Annotated in this window: 17 protein-coding genes; 7 read left to right on the top strand and 10 right to left on the bottom strand. The window is 61.7% G+C overall.

What is annotated here, in order from left to right; genetic code table 11:
• Window positions 1-196 precede the first annotated feature (196 nt).
• From QWB57_RS11470 to QWB57_RS11455, 4 genes are all read right to left on the bottom strand, one after another.
• Complete coding sequence (locus QWB57_RS11470) at window positions 197-1,534, bottom strand: dihydrolipoamide acetyltransferase family protein (protein ID WP_223629415.1); 1,338 nt, start codon at window positions 1,532-1,534, stop codon at window positions 197-199.
• Window positions 1,535-1,543: 9 nt separating this feature from the next.
• Entirely contained in the window at window positions 1,544-2,530 is a 987-nt protein-coding gene (locus tag QWB57_RS11465) for an alpha-ketoacid dehydrogenase subunit beta (RefSeq protein WP_288969639.1), read from the bottom strand.
• Window positions 2,527-3,603 (bottom strand): thiamine pyrophosphate-dependent dehydrogenase E1 component subunit alpha, encoded by a 1,077-nt coding sequence (locus tag QWB57_RS11460; RefSeq protein WP_288969638.1) that lies wholly within the window; start codon window positions 3,601-3,603, stop codon window positions 2,527-2,529. The genes QWB57_RS11465 and QWB57_RS11460 overlap by 4 nt, the downstream gene beginning before the upstream one ends.
• 125 nt (window positions 3,604-3,728) lie before the next feature.
• A complete protein-coding gene (locus QWB57_RS11455) occupies window positions 3,729-6,974 on the bottom strand; it encodes a Calx-beta domain-containing protein (protein ID WP_288969636.1) in 3,246 nt (1,081 codons plus the stop codon).
• A gap of 125 nt (window positions 6,975-7,099) precedes the next feature.
• On the opposite strand from QWB57_RS11455, the gene QWB57_RS11450 reads away from it, so the two are divergent.
• Window positions 7,100-7,975: a tryptophan 2,3-dioxygenase family protein gene (locus tag QWB57_RS11450; protein ID WP_288969635.1), complete on the top strand. Its 876-nt coding sequence runs from the start codon at window positions 7,100-7,102 to the stop codon at window positions 7,973-7,975.
• 283 nt (window positions 7,976-8,258) lie between these two features.
• Window positions 8,259-9,788, top strand: coding sequence for an oligopeptide:H+ symporter (locus tag QWB57_RS11445; RefSeq protein ID WP_223629420.1), 1,530 nt, complete (start codon window positions 8,259-8,261; stop codon window positions 9,786-9,788).
• 70 nt (window positions 9,789-9,858) lie between these two features.
• On the opposite strand, the gene QWB57_RS11440 is transcribed toward QWB57_RS11445, so the two are convergent.
• Together QWB57_RS11440 and QWB57_RS11435 are read right to left on the bottom strand one after the other, a co-directional pair.
• Window positions 9,859-10,626 carry a DeoR family transcriptional regulator gene (locus QWB57_RS11440; protein WP_288969634.1) on the bottom strand — a complete coding sequence of 256 codons (768 nt, stop codon included), beginning with the start codon at window positions 10,624-10,626 and terminating at the stop codon, window positions 9,859-9,861.
• Between the two features lie 219 nt (window positions 10,627-10,845).
• Entirely contained in the window at window positions 10,846-11,097 is a 252-nt protein-coding gene (locus QWB57_RS11435; RefSeq protein WP_288969632.1) for a hypothetical protein, read from the bottom strand.
• Between the two features lie 26 nt (window positions 11,098-11,123).
• Between QWB57_RS11435 and QWB57_RS11430 the strand changes: the two genes are divergently transcribed.
• The gene (locus tag QWB57_RS11430; RefSeq protein ID WP_288969630.1) at window positions 11,124-11,996 is read left to right on the top strand and encodes a TonB-dependent receptor; all 873 of its coding nucleotides are present in this window, start codon (window positions 11,124-11,126) and stop codon (window positions 11,994-11,996) included.
• Between the two features lie 86 nt (window positions 11,997-12,082).
• On the opposite strand, the gene QWB57_RS11425 is transcribed toward QWB57_RS11430, so the two are convergent.
• On the bottom strand, window positions 12,083-12,556 hold the full coding sequence (locus QWB57_RS11425) for a MarR family winged helix-turn-helix transcriptional regulator (protein ID WP_223629423.1): 474 nt from the start codon (window positions 12,554-12,556) through the stop codon (window positions 12,083-12,085).
• 85 nt (window positions 12,557-12,641) lie between these two features.
• On the opposite strand from QWB57_RS11425, the gene hppD reads away from it, so the two are divergent.
• On the top strand, window positions 12,642-13,739 hold the full coding sequence (gene hppD / locus QWB57_RS11420; RefSeq protein WP_223629458.1) for a 4-hydroxyphenylpyruvate dioxygenase: 1,098 nt from the start codon (window positions 12,642-12,644) through the stop codon (window positions 13,737-13,739).
• 14 nt (window positions 13,740-13,753) lie between these two features.
• Window positions 13,754-15,049, top strand: a complete 1,296-nt coding sequence (hmgA, locus tag QWB57_RS11415; protein ID WP_288969628.1) for a homogentisate 1,2-dioxygenase — start codon at window positions 13,754-13,756, stop codon at window positions 15,047-15,049.
• Window positions 15,050-15,058: 9 nt separating this feature from the next.
• On the opposite strand, the gene QWB57_RS11410 is transcribed toward hmgA, so the two are convergent.
• A complete protein-coding gene (locus QWB57_RS11410) occupies window positions 15,059-15,793 on the bottom strand; it encodes a hypothetical protein (RefSeq protein WP_223629425.1) in 735 nt (244 codons plus the stop codon).
• A 54-nt stretch (window positions 15,794-15,847) separates the two neighbouring features.
• On the opposite strand from QWB57_RS11410, the gene nhaA reads away from it, so the two are divergent.
• Entirely contained in the window at window positions 15,848-17,125 is a 1,278-nt protein-coding gene (nhaA, locus tag QWB57_RS11405) for a Na+/H+ antiporter NhaA (protein ID WP_288969626.1), read from the top strand.
• Between the two features lie 3 nt (window positions 17,126-17,128).
• Here nhaA and QWB57_RS11400 read toward each other — a convergent pair whose 3' ends face one another.
• Window positions 17,129-18,025, bottom strand: coding sequence for a universal stress protein (locus QWB57_RS11400; protein ID WP_288969624.1), 897 nt, complete (start codon window positions 18,023-18,025; stop codon window positions 17,129-17,131).
• A 65-nt stretch (window positions 18,026-18,090) separates the two neighbouring features.
• On the opposite strand from QWB57_RS11400, the gene QWB57_RS11395 reads away from it, so the two are divergent.
• Window positions 18,091-18,966 (top strand): nucleoside-diphosphate sugar epimerase, encoded by an 876-nt coding sequence (locus QWB57_RS11395; protein WP_223629428.1) that lies wholly within the window; start codon window positions 18,091-18,093, stop codon window positions 18,964-18,966.
• Between the two features lie 7 nt (window positions 18,967-18,973).
• Here the strand turns inward: QWB57_RS11395 and QWB57_RS11390 are convergent.
• Window positions 18,974-19,267 (bottom strand): phosphoribosylaminoimidazolesuccinocarboxamide synthase (locus QWB57_RS11390; RefSeq protein WP_288969623.1); only part of this gene is annotated, 294 nt, incomplete at its 5' end.

Below are 19,267 nucleotides of genomic sequence, written 5' to 3'. Positions count from 1 at the left end.
GATGCCGGGCAGCGGATTGCATCGATCAAAAGCGGCACGCTGGATGCCGATGTGGCCGATTTCATGCTGGGTGAGGGCGTGAGCAGTGATGAAGTCAACGCCGCATTGGAGGCGTTTGTGGCGGCGGCGCTGGAGGGGCAGAAGGGGTAAGCCAACCCCTCTCCGGCTTGCGGGAGAGGGGGGCTTGCGGGGGGCTTTACTGCGGCAACCCCAGGTCATCCAGCAACGCCTTCAGAAAGCGCGCCGCTTCGCCGCCGGTGCAGGCGCGATGGTCGAAGGTCAGGCTGATCGGCATGCGACGGTGTACTTCAATCCCGCCGATCACCGCCACCACGTCATGGCACAGCTTGCCGGCACCGACGATGGCCACGCACGGTGGCACCACGACCGGCGTTGCATAACGGCCAGCGAACATGCCGAAGTTGGACAGCGAAATGGTGTAGCCGGACAGTTCCGAGGCCGGAATCGTGCGCGCTTCCACTTGCGTGCGCAGGCGGTTGATGCCTTCGCGAATGCCGCGTGCATCCAGCATGTCGGCATTGCGTAGCGCCGGCACGAACAGGCCATCGTCGGTGTCCACCGCGATGCCGATATCCACTTGCGGGTGCAGGGTGCGGCTGAGGTTGTCGCCATCGAACCAGGCATTCAGTGCCGGCACGGTTTTGCAGGCGGTGACGATCGCGCGAATCAAGCGTGCGGTGATGTCCTGCTTGCCAATCCACGCGTGCAGGTCGGCATCATCCACCAGGGTGGTGGGCACCACCTTGGCATGCGCATCGGCCATCACCCGCGCCATGTTGCGGCGCACGCCCTTGAGTTGTTCGGGTTGCCCCGATGCCGCCACGCCCGGCGGCTGGGTGCGCATCGGTTTGCCCGATTGCGACAGCGTGCTGCGCGACGCAGGTGCAGCGGACGCCGCCGCAACGACGGGGGCCACCGTGGCATGTGTGGCCGCGGGTGCCGCCGCCGTCGCCAGCAAGGCCGGATTGGCCGCTGCCTGCTTCACATCCTGCATGGTGACGGTGCCATCTGGTCCGGTGGCGCGCACGCGTGCCAAATCCACGCCCAGCTTGCGCGCGGTGGCACGCACGGCGGGCACGGCTTTTACCCCGCCCACCGCCAGCGCTGCCTCGGCGACAACCGCGTTGCCCACCTGCATGGCACCGACCACGGTGCCGGCATCGGCGGGCTCGGATTTGGCCGCCGGCGCAGGGGCTGCCGGTTCGGGTTCTGCATGCGCTGCGCCGCCGTGATGATGGCCAGTGTCCTGGCCTTCCGCGCGCTGCGGCATGCTCATGTCGAGTTCGAACTCGGCCAGCCAATGACCGGTGACGATGACATCGCCGGCTGCACCGGCCAGCTTGAGCACCTTGCCAGACACCGGCGAGGGCACATCCACCACTGCTTTGGCGGTTTCCATCGACACCAGATTCTCGTCCAGACGAATCACATCGCCTACGTTGACGTGCCACTCGACAATGGTGGCATCCGGCAAGCCTTCGCCAAGGTCGGGGAGAAAAAATTTCTTGCTCATGAACGGTCCTTACGAATAGGCCATGGCGCGCTTGGCGGCGGCCACGATTTTGTCGGTGCTGGGCAGGTACTTCATTTCCAGGCGGAACAGCGGGATATGGGTGTCGTAGCCCGTCACACGTTCCACCGGAGCCAGCAGGTCGAACAGGCATTCCTCGGCCACGCGGGCGGCGATCTCGGCGCCGAAGCCGGCGGTTTTGGCGGCCTCGTGCACGATCACGCAGCGGCCGGTCTTGGCCACCGATTCGGCAATCGTGGCGAAATCCAGCGGGGTCAGCGTGGCCACGTCGATCACTTCCGCGCTGATGCCGTCTTTGGCCAAGGCATCCGCCGCTTCCAGGGTTTCTTTCACCTGCGCGCCCCAAGTCACCAAGGTGATGTCACTGCCATCGCGCAGCACGTAGCAGACATCCAGCGGCAAGGCTTCGCCGTCATCCGGCACCAGTTCCTTGTACTGGCGATAGATGCGTTTGGGCTCCATGTAGATCACCGGATCCGGGTCGCGGATCGCCGCCAGCAGCAGGCCATAGGCACGCTGCGGGCTGGACGGCATCACCACGCGCAGGCCCGGCACATTGGTGAAGATGGATTCGTTGGCCTCACTGTGGTGTTCGGGTGCGCGAATGCCACCGCCCCACGGTACCCGCAGCACCATCGGGCAGGTCAAGCGGCCACGCGTGCGGTAGCGCATGCGGGCGGCGTGGCAGATGATGAAATCCACCATCGGGTACATGAAACCGTCGAACTGCGCTTCGGCCACCGGCTTCATGCCTTGGCTGGCCATGCCCACGGTCAGGCCGGCAATCGTGGTTTCGTCCAGCGGCGTATCCAGGATGCGTTCGGGGCCAAACTGCGCGGACAGGCCGGCGGTGGCGCGGAACACGCCGCCGTTGACGCCCACGTCTTCGCCCAGCACAACCACAGCGTCGTCCTTGCGCAGTTCATACGCCAGGGCTTGGGTGATGGCCTCGATCAAGGTGATGGGTTGTGCGCTCATGCCCGGTGCTCCCGTGCCATCGCTTCGGTGCGCTGCGTGATCAGCTCACTGGGCAACTCCGCATACAAGTAATCAAACATCGCTTCCACCGGTTGCACGGGCGTATTCAAATACGCGTTGATTTCTTCGTCCACGCGCTTGCCGCTGTCTTCGATCCATGCCTTCTCTTGCGCGTCGTCCCATAGCCCGGCATCGGTCAGGTATTTGCGCAGGCGCAGGAACGGTTCTTTCTCCCACGCGGCTTTGACTTCGGCGTCATCGCGATAGCGGCGCGCATCGTCGGCGGTGGTGTGGTCATGCAGGCGATAGGTGATGAATTCGATCACGCTGCCGCCTTCGCCATTGCGGGCACGTTCGTGCGCGCGGCGCAGGCCTTCCAGCACCGCGATGATGTCGTTGCCGTCCACTTGCAAGCAGTGCAGGCCACCGGCGATACCTTTTTGCGCCAAGGTATCGGCACCGGTCTGTGCCTTGCGTGGCACGCTGATCGCCCAGCCGTTGTTGACCACGCAGAGGATCAGTGGCAGATGGAACGCACCGGCCGAATTCACCGCGGCATAGAAGTCGGTTTTGGATGAGCCACCGTCACCGCACACCGCCACCGCGACTTTGGTTTGCTTGCGCAGTTTGAACGACAGTGCCGCGCCCGACGCCATCAGCATTTGCGTGGAAATCGGTACGCACCACGGGTAATCGTGGGCGGGCCCGCCAGTGAGCAGGTTGCCGCGTTCGTCGCCACCCCAGTACAGCAACACCTGCCGCGGCAGCACGCCGCGCGCGAACTGCGCGCCGTATTCGCGGTAGCTGGGCGCCAGCACATCCTCCGGCTGCATCGAGTAGCCGATGCCGACGTGGGTAGCCTCATGGCCAAGGCTGGCGGCATAGGTGCCCAACTTGCCGGTGCGTTGCAGCGCAATGGCCTTGCCATCGAAGGTGCGCAGAAACAGCATCTGCTTGAAGATCGGCAGCAGCGATGCGGCGTCGGGGACGGCTGGTGGCAATGGGCCGGCAAGACTGCCGTCGGGTTTGAGGTATTGCAGGTATTCGATATCAAAATGGGCAGCGGTGCTCATGGGGGCCTTCGCGTTGGAGCAATCGCTCTATGATACCGGCGAGCTGCTAACAAACCGTTGCGCGGCGCAATAAAACAAAACGCAGCCGAAGCTGCGTTTTGTCTGAAACCCTGTTGTTGATTGGCTCAGGGAAGCGTGAGAACCGACGTGTTGTCGCCCGAAATGGGGTCGGTGAGCACACTGGACCTGGCGCTGAAGCGCAGCACATCGGTGGGTTTGAAACTACGCTGAGGCTTCACGGTGACGTTGAAGGTATGGGTGGAACCGGCCCGCACAACCGTGGTGGATGTGCAGACGAAACTGCTCACGCTCATGCGCTCGCAGGCCCAGCCAGCACCACCGGCCACGCCGCCTACGGAGGGCACGGGGATCTCCATGTCCACCCACACCTGCACGCCATTCAGATCACTGCTGCCACTGTTGCGTAGCGTCAGCGTGGTGAATGCGCCCTGCAGGCTCATTTGCCGCACTGTCCACGATTGCGCGAGATCCGCGCTGGCCGGGCGCACCACCCCAATGCTCAGACGCACGGGATCATGGTCGGAGACGCGCAGCGGCGGATTGGCAGCGGTGTAGGGCGGGTTGAATTCGCCGTAATGGGCCACGCGGAAGTTGCTGTTGATGCGCGCGTGTTCCACGCTCAGGCCAGTCAGAGCCGGGTCGTTGAGCAGCGCCTGGTTGACCACCGCATGGTCCAGGGTTTGTGCATTGCCACCAAACACATAGGAATAACGCTGCATCGGATCCGCGGTGAGTGCATCACCCAACACCAACGGTGTGGCGACGGGGCTGGCACGATATTCGATGACCGCATTTTCCGGTGCCGCGTGACCAGAAATGATGCCCATCGAATCCACATAGCCATCGTTGAACGGGAACGCGTTGAAGTCACCCACCAGCACGATTTTCTCGACCGGGTTGGCGATTTGCATATCGTTCACCACATTGGCCAGGAACATTGCCTGTTCGGCACGCTTGTAACGCACGCGGCTATCGACCGGATCATCGTTGCCATTGAGCGAGCGCAGATGATTGGCAATCACCGTCAATGGATAGTGACGGCCGTCGGTGAAATTGACTGCGGCGCGCAGTACCAGCGAAGGGCGATCATTCAGCAGTGACGAGGTGCAGCCAGGCGCATTCGGAGTACAGCCCAGTGGCGAGGTGCCGTAGCGGGTGTCCTTGCCCACTTGGGTCACCGAAGTGACCTCCACCCGCGACACGCCGGTGCGCACAGCGCGGCTGCTGATCAGAAACCCGACATCAATCCCGCCCACGTCGTTGCCTTCTTGCAGATACGGCACGTATTGCGGTGTGCGTGCGCAATTGCTGTTGATGTAGTTGGCAAGCGAGGTCAGGGTGCCGATGTTCTCCACTTCCACCACGCCGAGAATGTCGGGCGATTTCACCCAATCACAGATCGCGGCGCCGGTCTTGGCCAAACGATTGGCGAAAGCGGTATTGGTGAGCACTGGCTCGCCAATGGCTGGGTCATTGATGTTGTCGAAGAACCGCTCCAGATTGAAGCCGGCCACGGTGATGTCGTTAGCGCCGGCATCGCTGACGGCACTGGCGCTGGCGGCACCGATGACCGGTGGGTTGGCCACGTCATACAGCAACTCCCACGAGTCGCCGTAGTACGTCAGCACGCCCACCAAGTTGCTTACTGGTGCGCCGGCATCGGCGACCAGGCGGGTGCCTTGCAACGGAAACGCCTTGATGCGTTCCTGGTTGGCGTCGAAGTACGGCAGGGTGGCCTGTATGGCTGGCGGTACCGGGAACGGGTCGAGGATGCTCAGGCCCGGTTCGCGCATCGGCCGCGGCACGCCTGCAATCACGAATTCAAACGCCGTATTGCTGTCACTTGACGTGGCATTGGGTTCGTTGATGTTGCCATCGGTCTGCGCGGTGACCACGCCCTGTGCCACGCTGACCAGCATGCCTTCCAGACGTTCCATGGTTGCCGGCTCGCTGCCGGGGCCGGCCAGTGTGGCGGTTAATTCCACTGGCGTGGGCAGGGCTATGCCGTGTGCCAGTACCGCCACACCGGGCGAGACCAACTCGGTGGTCGGGGTGGCGCTGCTGCCAGCAAATTCATCCACCGTGCCCACCACGCGCGCATGGTCACCCACTGCCACCATATTGGGGGCGGCGGCGGTGAATACGAAAATGCCGTCCGAGGTTGCAGCATCGCCATCGGCGGCGGCTGTGCCGCTGCCAAAGGACTGCAGGAAGAAGCCATTGCCGCGTTTGCCGGTGACCACGCCCTCGGTCATCTTCAACTGGCCATTGAACGGCGAGAGCTCACCGCTGCCTTGGATCGCGCCGATCGAGGTAATGACGATGTCGTCATTGGTAATCGTGCCGGTGCCTACACCCGCGCCCGATGCGATATTGGCAGCGACCGGATTGCTGAGGGTGACCAGGAAGGTTTCGTTGATCTCCAGATCGGTATCGCCCAGTACGCTCACACTGACGGTGGTGCTGGTCTGGCCGGCGGGGATGCTGGCGGTACCCGATGCGGCGAGGAAATCCACCCCCGACGTGGCTGAGTCGCTGCTGGTGGCGTAATTGACCTTGACACCGCCGGCGGGTGCCGGGGCACTCAGGGCAATGGTGAACGTGAATAGGGTGCTGCCGTTATCGCCTTCAAGTTGGGTGACGTTGTTGATCGAGAGCTGGGGCAGTGCAGCACCGCCCACGGTGATCGAAAAATCGTCGATGGCCAAGCCGTCATCGGCCCCGGTGGCATCGGCATCCAGCCAACGCAAGCAGAAGGTGCTGCCGATGGGGATCGACACGCTGCTGATGGTGGCGGCCAGGTCCTGACGGTTGCCAGCGGCATTGCCGTCCTTGGCTCCGGTGGTGGTGGTGGTGGGGGTGCTGAAATCCAGCCCATCCACATCCACCCAGGTGCCGGTGGTCAGTGAGGTGGCATTGAGACTGTACTGAAAGTCCAGGCGATCGCTGCGGGCAGCGGTGCCCAGACGCCACTGCTCGCCGGTGTAGGCCACATCGAAGCTGCCCAATGCGCTGGCGGTATTGTTGACAAAGCAGGCTCCGAACGAGGGCACAAGATTGCCGCTGCGCAAGCTGCCCAATGCGCGCTCGCTGCTGCCGGCAGCGCCAAAGCTGTAGGTGTCGCCGGTATTGCTGGAGCCGGTGCCGGCAGTGTAGGTGCCATTGGCGCTGGCACCCGTCTCATTCATCAACCAGCCCACCGGTAGTGTTGAACTGGTGCTGGTATTGGCCAAGGTGTCGAAATTCTGGATGTAACTGCCGCCGCTTAGGCTGACTTGGGCATGCGCCGCCAGTGGTGAACAGAACACCATCGCTGCCAGCGCCAAGCGCTGCAGTGGAAGATTGATCATGTGATTTCCCGGAAATGGTCAGCAAACCAAATAGTCGGTTCGCACCCGTGCGATTTTGCCGCATCTGCATGGCAGTTGCGTGACGCAGTGCAAGATGACCCGGCCAGGCATGCCACAATTCCAACATGACCAGTGAAAATAACCAGCGTGACCTAGAGGCCGGCATTCATACCGATCTGCATGGACGGTTGACCTATGCCGGATACTTGCGCCTGGATCAGTTGTTGATCGCGCAGCAGCCGCTATCCAGCCCGCCGCATCATGACGAGATGCTGTTCATCATCCAGCACCAAACCTCCGAGCTGTGGCTGAAGTTGCTGATCCACGAGCTGAGTGCGGCGGTTGCGCACCTGCGCAATGACCGAGTGGGGCAGTTCGGCAAGGTAGTCGCGCGTTGCAAGCGGGTGTTGGAGCAATTGACCGCGCAATGGACCGTGTTGGAAACGTTGACGCCCTCGGAATACATGCAGTTCCGCGATGTGCTGGGGCCGTCATCCGGATTCCAGTCCCTGCAATATCGCACCGTGGAATTCTTGTTGGGTAACAAGAATGCGGCAATGCTCAAGGTGTTTGCGCATGACCCGCAGGGCCAATCCGCATTGCAGTGCGTGTTGCAGGCCCCAAGTTTGTATGACGAATTTTTGCGTTACCTGGCGCGTTGGGGGCATTCGGTGCCTGCGGCTAATCTGCAGCGCGACTGGAGCTTGCCGCATGTGCAAGATGCCGAGCTGTTGCCGGTATTCGAGCGAATTTACGAAGATACCGATCGTTATTGGCGCGAGTATCAGTTGTGCGAGGATCTGGTGGATCTGGAAAGCCAGTTTCAGCTTTGGCGTTTCCGCCACATGCGCACGGTGCAGCGCATCATTGGCTTCAAACCCGGCACTGGCGGATCCAGTGGGGTGTCCTTTCTCAAACGTGCGCTGGAGTTGACGTTTTTCCCGGAGCTATTCGAAGTGCGCACCTCGATTGGACCGGATCGCGGCAGCCCGGGTAGTTAAGAAGCGTGGCGTGTGGGCCGGACTTGAGCGCGACGGTGATGCCAAGTTTGTCGCGCAAGGCGCGCTCCCACCAGAGCCCGCGGCCATATCCCGCGCGAGCGGCCCTTGGCCGCACAGAGTGGTCGCAGCCGGGGAGTGATCGTTTGCTGCATCGCAGCATCCAAATCCTGAATGCGCAAGGTTTGACGTAACGCTGCCGGGTCGGCCATCCTCGCCCGGTTCCGCGCCCTGCGTTGGCCCGGTTCGACATCCTTTCAACGCCTAACCAGATGGGGGAGCCCGCATGAGCGGAGCCGCTGCAATCACACCGGTGAATCCACCGGAATTCCCGCAACTCATGGGGCATCCACGCCCGTTGTGGATGTTGTTCATGTCGGAGTTCTGGGAGCGCTTTGCGTTCTACGGCATCCGCTGGGCGATGGTGCTGTACATCGTCGCGCAGTTCCACGGTGGCGACGCCAGTGGCGAAAAACCCGCCAGCGAGTTGTACGGCGCGTATCTGGCGCTGGTGTATGCCGGTGCGATCTTCGGCGGCTATGTGGCCGACAAGTTGATCGGCTTCCAGCGTTCCATTTTATTGGGCGCCATCGTGATGTCGGCGGGCTTGTTCTTGCTGGCATCACCCACCGAGACCATGTTCAAGCTGGGGCTGGCCACCATTATCGTGGGCAACGGCCTGTTCAAGCCGATCATCTCCACCATGGTGGGCAAGCTGTATGCCACCAGCGATGAGCGCCGTGATTCCGGCTTCACCATCTTTTACATGGGCATCAACATCGGCGCACTGCTGGCACCGTTGATCACCCAGTATTTGGCCAAGAAATTGTTTGGCATCGACGGCATGCCGGCCTACAAGGTGGTGTTCATTGCCGCAGGGATCGGCATGTTGCTGAGCTTGGTGTGGTTCTGGTTTGGCCGCGCTCAGCTCAAGGGCATTGGCTTGCCGGCAGCCCATCAAACCGGCATGCGCAATGTCAGCTTGGTCTTGCTGTTCGGCGTGGTGATCGGCATCCCGCTGTTCTATGCGTTGTTGACCATTGATGCCACCCTGCTGCAAGGCATTTTGATGGCCCTGTTCATCATTCCGGCGGTCATGCTGCTGCGTGAAGGCGTGGTGGAAGGCGCGGTGGCACGTGACAAGGTGGTGGCGATGTTGATCATCTTCACCTTCAACGTGTTGTTCTGGTGTTTCTTCGAGCAAGCCGGCAGTTCATTCAACTTCCTTGCCGAGAAGATCGTCAACCGCGACATCGGCATGCAAGGGCTGTTCCAGGCGTTGGCGGGTACCCATGATTTCCCGGTGTCGTGGTTCCAGTCGGTGAACTCGGTGGCGATCATCGTGCTGGCCCCGATCCTGGCGTGGTTGTGGGTGAAGATGGGCAAGAACAATCCGATCATCCCGCGCAAGTTTGGCCTGGGCCTGATCTTCAACGGGTTGGCGTTCTTGTTGCTGATGGTGGCGCTGAAGAGCATGGTGGATGGCAGCGGCAAGATCCCGTTCTGGACCTTGTTCATGGTCTATGTGATCCAGTCGGTGGGTGAGCTGTGCCTGTCGCCGATTGGGTTGTCGATGACCACCAAGCTGGCCCCCGCACGGTTGGCGGGCATGGCGATGGGTTGCTGGTTCCTGTCGATTGCCATTGGCAATAACCTGGCCGGCATTTTTGCCGGGATCGTCAGCGGCGAAGGCGGCATGTCAGTGGCCTCCGCACACGCCGGCTATACCTTCGGCTTCTATGCCTTGGTCGGCGCTGGCGCGTTGTTGTTCCTGATAGCGCCGCTGATCCAGCGCTGGATGCACGGCGTGAAGTAAGTCTTGTCCGGCAGGGCACACGCAAACGGCGGCCTTCGGGCCGCCGTTTTGCATTGCAAAGGCGCAACGGTCAGGCGGCGATGATGACCTCAATCCCCAATGCGCGCAGGCCATCGTGATAGTCCATGCCGATGCCGCTATCGGTAATCACGCAGTGAATGGCATCAAGCTTGGCGATGCGGTGCAGGCTGACCTTGCCGAACTTGCTGGAGTCGGTCAGTACCACGATTTTGCGGGCGCGCTCCACCATGCGGTGATTGAGCAGGGCTTCGGCCTCATGGTGGGTGGTCGCACCAAACTGCAGATCCAGCCCATCCACGCCCAAAAACAGGGTATCGAAACTGAAGCTTTGCAAGCTGGCTTCGGCCTGCATGCCATGCAGCGAGAGCGAGGGCTGATGCAACAAGCCGCCAGTGAGGCGCAGGGTGATGCCTTGTGCGCCGGCCAGCTCCCACGCGATGTTCAGGCCATTGGTCATCACCGTTACATCGCGCTGGTTGCGCAGGTGGCGGGCCAGCATCATGGTGGTCGAACCGGAGTCCAGGATGATGTTGTCGCCAGGCTTGACCAGTGCAGTGGCGCTAGCACCAATGGCGTCCTTCAGCGGCAGATTGAGGCTGTCTTTCTCGTGGATGCCGTGCTCTTGCGGCGGTGTGCGCAGCAGGTTGGCACCGCCGTGGTTGCGGATCACCAAGCCCTGCGCTTCCAGCTGGTTGAGGTCGGCGCGGATGGTGACCGCCGAGACGCCATGACGCTCCACCAGCGCGCTTACTTGCACGCTGCCGTGTTGCAGCAGGTGTTCCATGATCTGTTGGCGGCGTTGGCGGGTATTGCGCATGCGGAGACTCGAAAGTTGTAGAGGCAAAGCGCAAGCTTAACGTTTCGAATGGGCGTCCGTGCAGTGTGCGGCGAGGCGTGTCGCGGACTGTCCTTAATGCGTCGTTATCGCCATGCATTGAAACGTGAATGGGGGTTTGCGAAACAATAGTAAATTCATATCTTTCGATATGGCTATTTATCTTTCATATTTATTTCATTTCTATTGACATTGCGAAAATCATTGCCCTAAAGTCGGCGTCGGTGGCTGACAATCACCGCTATTGATACGTCTTCCGGGGTTTTCCATGCCGATCCAATCACCACGCAAGCAGGCGTTGGCAGCTGCACTCGCCATCACGTTGGCATTGCTTGCCGCGCCACTCGCGGCGGCCTCACTGGGTAGTCTGCGCATGCTCAGTGCCACCGCCGCGACCGCCACTGCCGCGCCGGGTTGGGACATCATCACCAGCAACGGCAGCCGCTTGCGCATCGAGGTGTTGCGCAGCGATGTGATCCATGTGCAAGCCGGCCGCAATGGCGTGTCCGGATTTGCAGCCGGAAAAAGCCAAGATTGCCACGCTGGGCTTCGTGTTCGAGCCGGCCAAGTGGCTGTCGGTGTCGGCCGATTGGTGGTTCGTCTACCGTCGCAATGAAATTGCTGCGCCGGATTATTCCAAGCCGGAGGAAATCATCGCGCAGACGCGCTTCCCCATCACCGATGCCGACCGTGCCAACCTTGCCGCACTGGCAGCGATGTGCGCGGATCCGGGTAGTGGCGTCGCATGCCCGGCGGTGTTGCCCACTTATACCGTGGGCAATGTCTCCAGCGTGATTGGCCAGTACAAGAACAAAGGCCGCACCTTGGTGGATGGGTTTGATGTGGATGCACGCAGCCGCCTTGATCTGGGCGAATGGGGCCGGTTGAACATCGGTGTGGCGGCCACGATTGCCCGCCGCAGCATGTACAACTTCGACGATGGCGACGGTTGGGCCTATGGCAATGCCATTGGCTATTACAACAACCCACGCGTGCGTGCCACGTTCAATACCGACTGGAACTACAAACAGTTTGACACCAGCTTCTACATCAACTTTGTGGGCAAGACGAAGTGGGCTTACGACCAGATCGACGCGCAAGACAACAACGCGCAGTCCTGCACCGCCAGCTACGAAGCAGTGGCGCCCGGCCAGTGCGATGGTGCGCCGTCGTGGTGGACCGCCAATCTGGGCGTGAGCTGGCATGCCAGCGAGAAATTGACGGTGGGTGTGACGGCCAAAAACCTGTTCAACCGCCTGCCGTTCTTCGACCCGAATGATTGGATGACGTTCTCCGGCTACACCAATAACTTCGGCCGCAGCTACAGCCTGATGCTCAACTACAAGTTCTGAACCCGGGTGATCGCCGCCATCTTCGCGCAAGCGGGGGTGGCGGCATTTGCGTGGGTCACAATCCAGCGCAGTACGGTCGGTGACCGCTACGGATCCTGCAGCGCAGTTTCGCCTTCTGCGCGCAATTCCAGCTCATCCAGCCGATCCAGCAGGCGAAACAGCAGGGTGCGTTCGGTGGCATCCATATCGCCCAGCAACTGGCGCTCGAACCCCAGTGCCAGCGGCACGATCTGGTCGTAGATCGCATAGCCGGCTTCGGACAGCCGCAGTACCGAACGCCGGCGGTCATCGTCATCAAAAGCACGTAGCAGTCTTCCGGACTCCAGCAATTTGGCCACCGCGCGGCTGACCGCGACCTTGTCCATCGCCGTGCGCTGCGCCACCTGATTGGCCGACAGGTCGGGGTAGCGGCCCAGCACCGCCATCACCCGCCATTCCGTCACGCCCAGTGCAAAGCGCTGCGAATAGGCGCGGGCAATCGCGTCGGAGGTGCGATTGGACAGCACACTGAGGCGATAGGGCAGGAAATTCTGGAGTTCCAATTGGGCGTGGTTGGGCATGATCGGGCGTGAGATTGAGAGGGGCACTTGAGATGGTTGCAATTGCAACTATAGAATGCAGAATCCTAGCGGCGAGACCACCACCATGAGTGCACACCCCAATCTTGGCATGCAGCCGACCACGTTTGAAAACCCGATGGGCATTGATGGGTTTGAATTCGTCGAATATTCCGCCCCGCAGGATCAATTGGGCTATCTGCACGACTACTTCCGCAAGATGGGCTTCACCCAGGTGGCGCGCCACAAGACCCGCCCGATTCACACCTATCGCCAAGGCGATTGCACCTTTTTGATCAACGAAGACCCCGACTCCTTCGCTGCGCGTTTTGCCGCGCAGCACGGGCCATCGGCCTGCGGCTTTGCGATCCGCTTCAACAAGCTGGCCGAGTGGGTGCGCGTGCAAGCGCTGAAAAACGGCGCGGAAGCGTTCGATGCCAAGGATGAATTGAGCAAGGCGGTGGCCGCGCCGGTGATCAAGGGTATTGGCGGCTGCATGTTGTACCTGGTAGACCGCTACGACAGCGTGGGCACCATCCACGACCCTGATTACGAATGGCTGCCCGGTGCGGAAAAAATGCCCAAGGGCTTTGGCCTGACCTTCATCGACCATCTGACCCACAACCTGTTCCAGGGCAACATGGCCAAGTGGTCGGATTATTACGAGCGCCTGTTCAACTTCCGCGAAATTCGCTACTTCGACATCAAGGGGGCCAAGACCGGCCTGTTGTCACGGGCGATGACCGCGCCGGATGGCATGGTGCGCATTCCGCTGAATGAATCGTCCGACCCCAAATCGCAGATCAACGAATATCTGGGGCAGTACAACGGCGAGGGTATCCAGCACATCGCCTGTTTCACCGATGACATCTACACCACGGTAGAGAAAATGCGTGCCGCCGGGGTCGAATTTCTCGACACCCCGGAGACCTATTTCGATGTGGTCGATCAGCGCATTCCCGGCCACGGCGAAGACCTGCCGCGCCTGCGCAAGAACAGCATCCTGATCGACGCCGACCCGGAAACCAAAAAGCGTCTGCTGCTGCAAATTTTCACCCAAAATGCCTTGGGCCCGATCTTCTTCGAGATCATCCAGCGCAAGGGCAATGAAGGCTTTGGCGAAGGCAATTTCCAGGCGCTGTTTGAAAGCATCGAGCGTGACCAGATGCGTCGCGGCGTGTTGTAAGGAGCCTGCAGCCCATGACCCTTCAAAGCACCGGCTACCAAACCGGGTTTGGCAATGAATTTGCCAGCGAAGCCATCCCCGGCGCATTGCCGATTGGCCGCAATTCACCGCAGCAGGTGGCGCACGGGCTGTATGCCGAGCAGCTGACCGGCAGCGCGTTCACCGCGCCACGCCACGCCAACCGCCGCAGTTGGCTGTATCGCATTCGTCCGGCGGCGCTGCATGGCAAGTTTGAATTGCTGGAACAAGGCGCATTCCACAACGATTTCGGCAGCGGCCCGGCGACCCCGGAAAAGCTGCGTTGGAACCCGTTGCCAACACCGCCCGCCGGCGTGGATTTTCTGGATGGCCTCTACACCGTGGCCGGCAATGGCAGCCCGGAGGCGGCAGTGGGCGTGGGTATCCACCTGTATGCGGCGAATGCCGACATGCACGGCCGCTGGTTTTGCAATGCCGATGGCGAGTTGATGCTGGTGCCGCAATCCGGGCGCTTGCATATCGAAACCGAGCTGGGCGTACTGGACGTGGAGCCGCAGGAAATTGCGGTGCTGCCACGCGGCGTGCGCTTCCGTGTGAGCTTGCCGGATAGGCAGGCCACAGGCTATGTGTGCGAGAACTTCGGCGCACTGTTCAAGCTGCCTGATCTGGGCCCGATTGGCAGCAACGGGCTGGCCAATGCGCGTGATTTCTTGACCCCGAATGCGGCGTATGAAGATGTGGAAGGCAACTTCAGCCTGATCACCAAATTCCAAGGGCATCTGTGGCGCGCGGATATCGACCACAGCCCGCTGGATGTGGTGGCATGGCACGGCAATTACGCGCCGTACAAATATGACCTGCGCCGCTTCAACGTGATGGGCTCGATCAGCTACGACCACCCCGATCCGTCGATCTTCCTGGTGCTGCATTCGCCCAGCGATACTCCCGGCACCAGCAATGTCGATTTCGCGATCTTCGCGCCACGGGTGCTGGCCATGCAGGACACCTTCCGCCCGCCGTGGTTCCATCGCAATATCGCCAGCGAATTCATGGGTCTGGTGCGCGGCGTGTACGACGCCAAGGCTGATGGTTTCGCGCCCGGTGGCTGCTCGCTGCACAACTGCATGACCGGGCACGGCCCGGATGCAGCCACCTTCGAAAAAGCCAGCGTGGCCGATACCCGCAAGCCTGACTACATCACCGACACCATGGCGATCATGTTCGAAACCCGTGCGGTGATTCGCCCCACCGCACAGGCGATGGATGCGGTGCACCGGCAGCTGGATTACCCCGACTGCTGGATGGGTCTGAAGAAGCACTTCGTGGGTTGAGCCAGCCGCTCAGCCGCTGACCAGCTTCAACTGTGGTGCGCTGCCTGCCGACTCTGCTGGCAGCTGCAGCGTCGCCACCGTCTGCGCCAACGCGGGCAGCAAGGCCTCCGGTAGCGACTCGCCCAAGCGAGTGACAACCCGCTGGCCATAGCTGGCACTGGTCAGCTGATGCAGTGTGCACAAGCTGGAAAGGATTGCATCCAGCAAGTCGCCATCATCGCTGGCGAATTGGATACGCGCCTTGTGCTCCACTGCGTCCGGATGTCGCTGCAGCTGCAACATATCAATCATGTACATCTTCGCGGCAACCAGTGAACGGCGTTGTCCGCGCGTGGAACTTGGCGGCGCGGGCAGTTCCCGGGGGCTGGCAGATGCCGCAGGTGCGGTATGTGTCTGCGCAGGTATCGGAACGGGCTGGCGTGCGTTGCCGGAACGGATCTGTTCGGTGCGCGCCTGCACGGCATCGGTGGTTGCACGCAGCAGGCTGGTGAGTGCGCCACTCACGCCATTGCCGGCCGGAGCGGCATGGGTAGAGACCGGAACGTTGCCGGCTTGTTGCAGGTAGCCGTTTTTCCGCAGATGGTCTATCGCCGGCAAGATATCCGGGCCAAGTAGTGCCACCACCTCATCGAGTGAGCGCTTGCCGTCGATGACGATCAGAATGCGCCGTTCCGACAGGCTCAGCCCGGCGTTGGAGCCGGCCTGCAGGGTACTGTGTGCGAGTGCGGTCTTGCTGAGCAGCATGGCAATGGTCCCGGTGTGATGCCCGGCACGCTAATCGCCGTGGATGTCGTCCGCATGACGATTTTGTGCGGCGGCGTGTTGCCAGTTGAGGCCAACAGCTCGGGGAATGCCGGCACGCCTTCTATACTTCCGACGATGACGCCAGCCATTCCCATCCTCGCCCGTGCCCAGCACGCGTTGACCGAATTCTTCCGGCTGGAAGCCGCCGCCGGTATCGTCTTGATGCTCGCGGCGGCGTTGGCATTGGTTTGCGCCAATTCGTCACTGGCCGAGACCTATCAAGCCTTCCGGCATCTGGCCTTGGGCAGCCAGTTGTTGGAGTGGTGGGTCAACGATGGCCTGATGGCCGTGTTCTTCCTGCTGGTGTCGCTGGAAATCAAGCGCGAGGTGGTGTCTGGCCAGCTGTCCAGCCGCAGCCAGTTAGTGCTGCCGGTGGTGTGCGCCGCTGCCGGGGTTGCGCTGCCGGCGCTGTTGTATGCGGCACTGAATCATGCCGATGCAGGCGCGATGCGCGGTTGGGCGGTTCCCACCGCGACCGATATCGCCTTTGCGCTGGGCGTGCTGGCCTTGCTGGGCGCGCGGGTGCCGCTGGGGATGAAGCTGCTGCTCTCCACCATCGCGGTGACCGATGATTTGATCGCGATCCTGATCATCGCCGTGTTCTATTCGCAAGGATTGCAGTGGCCGATGTTGGCCGGTGCGGCGCTGGTGACGGTGGCGATGTGGTTGCTCAACCAGCGCAAGGTGACCCGGCTTGCGCCGTATCTGGTGTTGGGCGCGGTGCTGTGGTTTCTGGTGTTGAAGTCGGGCGTGCATGCCACCTTGGCGGGCGTCGTCACCGGCTTGATGATTCCGCATGTTGACAAGGCCAATGCCATCGACGATGCGGTTGAATATTCGCCGCTGGAAACCCTGGAGCACGCGCTGCACCCGTGGGTGGCCTTCGTCATCCTGCCGCTGTTTGCCTTCGTCAATGCGGGTTTGGCATTGGGCAAATTCACTGCAGAAGATCTGCACGCACCGTTGCCGCTGGGCATTGCACTGGGGCTGGTGCTGGGCAAACCGCTGGGTATTGTGGGTGCGGCCTTGCTGCTGCGCGCCCTGAAGATTGCCCGCTTCCCGGAGGGCATGGATCTGCGCGCGATGCTGGGGCTGGGCCTGCTGTGCGGGATCGGCTTCACCATGAGTCTGTTTATTGCCGGCCTGGCATTTGCTGGCCAGCCCCTGCACTACAACGAAAGCGTGCTGGGGGTGCTGGGCGCATCGGTGCTGGCGGCGCTGCTGGGCTGTGCGTGGCTGTGGGGGGTGTTGCCACGCAAGGCTGCAGGCTGAGGCTCACAGGGCCGGTGGTACCACCAGCAGGTCGGTGCCTACGGTCTCCAGCAGGCGGTCGGCCACGCTGCCCAACAGGCGGTCACGCAGGGCACTGCGGCCATGCGTGGCGATCACCGTCAACTGGGTCTGTGTACTGCGAGCGTGTTCGCGCAACAAGCGTACCGGCCCACCGGCCTGCATGACGGGCTGCCACGTCGCAGCGGCCTCACCCAGCGTTTGCAGCAAGTACGCTTGGGCCTGTTGTGTGGCTTGCTCTTGTAGCGCCTGCAAAGAGGTTTCGCGTGGGCCATCATTGCGCGCCAATGTAGACAGCGGAATCTCGTACGCATGCAGCAGGGTGCGCAAGCTGGCGCTATCAAACCAGGCATTCGCCAATTGCAGTGCCTGTGTCGCAGGGTTGGAAAAATCACTGGCCACGGTTACATTGCGATACGCTGCTTGCACGCGGTCATGCACAGCTAGCACCGGCCGTTTGGCGTGGCGCACCAACCAGCGCAGGGTCGAGCCTGGATCCATGCGCATCGCCACTTCGCTGCGCGAGGTGCCAGTGACGATCAGCCCGCACGCATATTCTTGCGCAATACGCGCGGCGGCAGGCCCGGGTGCCTCATCCACCACATGAATCATCAGCGGCACATCAGCATCGGCCAGAGTCTGCTGCGCCAATCGTTGGATGTACGCGGCCGGCGATTCTGGTGCCGGTGCATCTGCGGAAGCGTCGGCATCGTGATACGCATTGGACTTGCCGAATTCCCCATCGGTGGAATGTGCAATCACTACCACCAAGCTGGCCTGCCACTGACGCGCCAATTGGATGGCACGTGCTTGCGCACGATCCGAGCGAGCCGACAGGTCGGTGGCCAACAACAACGCAGTGGGTTTGGCTGGGAAGATCATGGCGGCCTGCGGGGGGAATGAAGGAGCCCAGTTTAGCGAAGCTGCGCTGCCGGTATCCTGTGGCGATGGAATCTCCCTCTCGCACGGCTCTGGTGTTCGGCGGCAGCGGCCAGATCGGCATACCGCTGTTGGCGCGGCTACACGCGGCCGGTTGGCAGGTGCAGGCAGTGTCGCGGCAGTCGCAAGCCGCTGCCCCCGGCCTGACGTGGCGACGTGGCGATTTTGCCCAGCCACCGGCATTGCCCGCGCAGGTGGATGTGATCGTGAGCTGTGGCCCGCTGGATCTATTTGCCGATTGGTTTGCACACAGCACGCTGCACTGTGTGCGGGTAGTTGCGATCGGGTCCACCAGCGTGCATGTCAAGCAAACCTCGGCCGATGCTGCTGAGCGCGACGTCGCCCGCCGCCTGCGTGACGCGGAGGCGTTGTTGTTTGCCAGCGGCAACGCGCGTGATGTGTCCGTGACCATCCTGCGGCCGACTCTGGTGTATGGCAGCGGCCGCGATGCCAACTTGAGCAAATTGGCGCAACTGGCGCTGCGGCATGGCCGTCTGCTGCTGCCGCGTACCGCTTGTGGGCTGCGGCAGCCGGTGCATGTGGACGACGTGGCGCTCGCAGCGATGGCGGCGGCAAGTGCAACAGCCACCGGCTCGGCGGCCTATGACGTGCCCGGCGGCGAAACCTTGCCGTATCGCGACATGGTGCAGCGCGTGTTGGCCTGCTTGTCACCATCACCCCGCTTGCACCTGCTGCCAGCACCGCTGTTTGGCATGATCTTGACGATTGCCCATTGGCGCGGCATTGCGCGTGAACTCACGCCGGCCGTGTTGCAGCGCATGCAGAATGATCTGGTGTTCGATGCACAACCAGCGCGGCGCGATTTGAACTATGCGCCGCGCTTGTTTCTACCTGCGGCAGACATGTTTGTGGTGCGCGATTGAGCCCGCTTCAATCGACCGAAATCCCCGCCAGTTTCTGCAATGCCTCGGCATATTTGGCGCGGGTTTTGGCGATGACGCTGGCTGGCAAGCGCGGGCCGGGTGCGGTTTTGCCCCAGTCCAGCGTTTCCAGATAATCGCGCACGAATTGCTTGTCGTAGCTGGGCGGGCTGGTGCCGATCGCGTATTGATCGGCCGGCCAATAGCGGCTGGAATCGGGGGTCAGTACTTCGTCCATCACATACAGTTTGCCGTCGGCATCGGTACCGAATTCGAATTTGGTATCGGCCAGAATAATGCCGCG

Source organism: uncultured Thermomonas sp. (genome assembly GCF_937872235.1).
GTDB classification, from domain to species: Bacteria; Pseudomonadota; Gammaproteobacteria; order Xanthomonadales; family Xanthomonadaceae; genus Thermomonas; species Thermomonas beijingensis.
The sequence above is the reverse complement of the archived record's forward strand: the minus strand, read 5'-3'. Positions and strand labels throughout refer to the sequence as shown.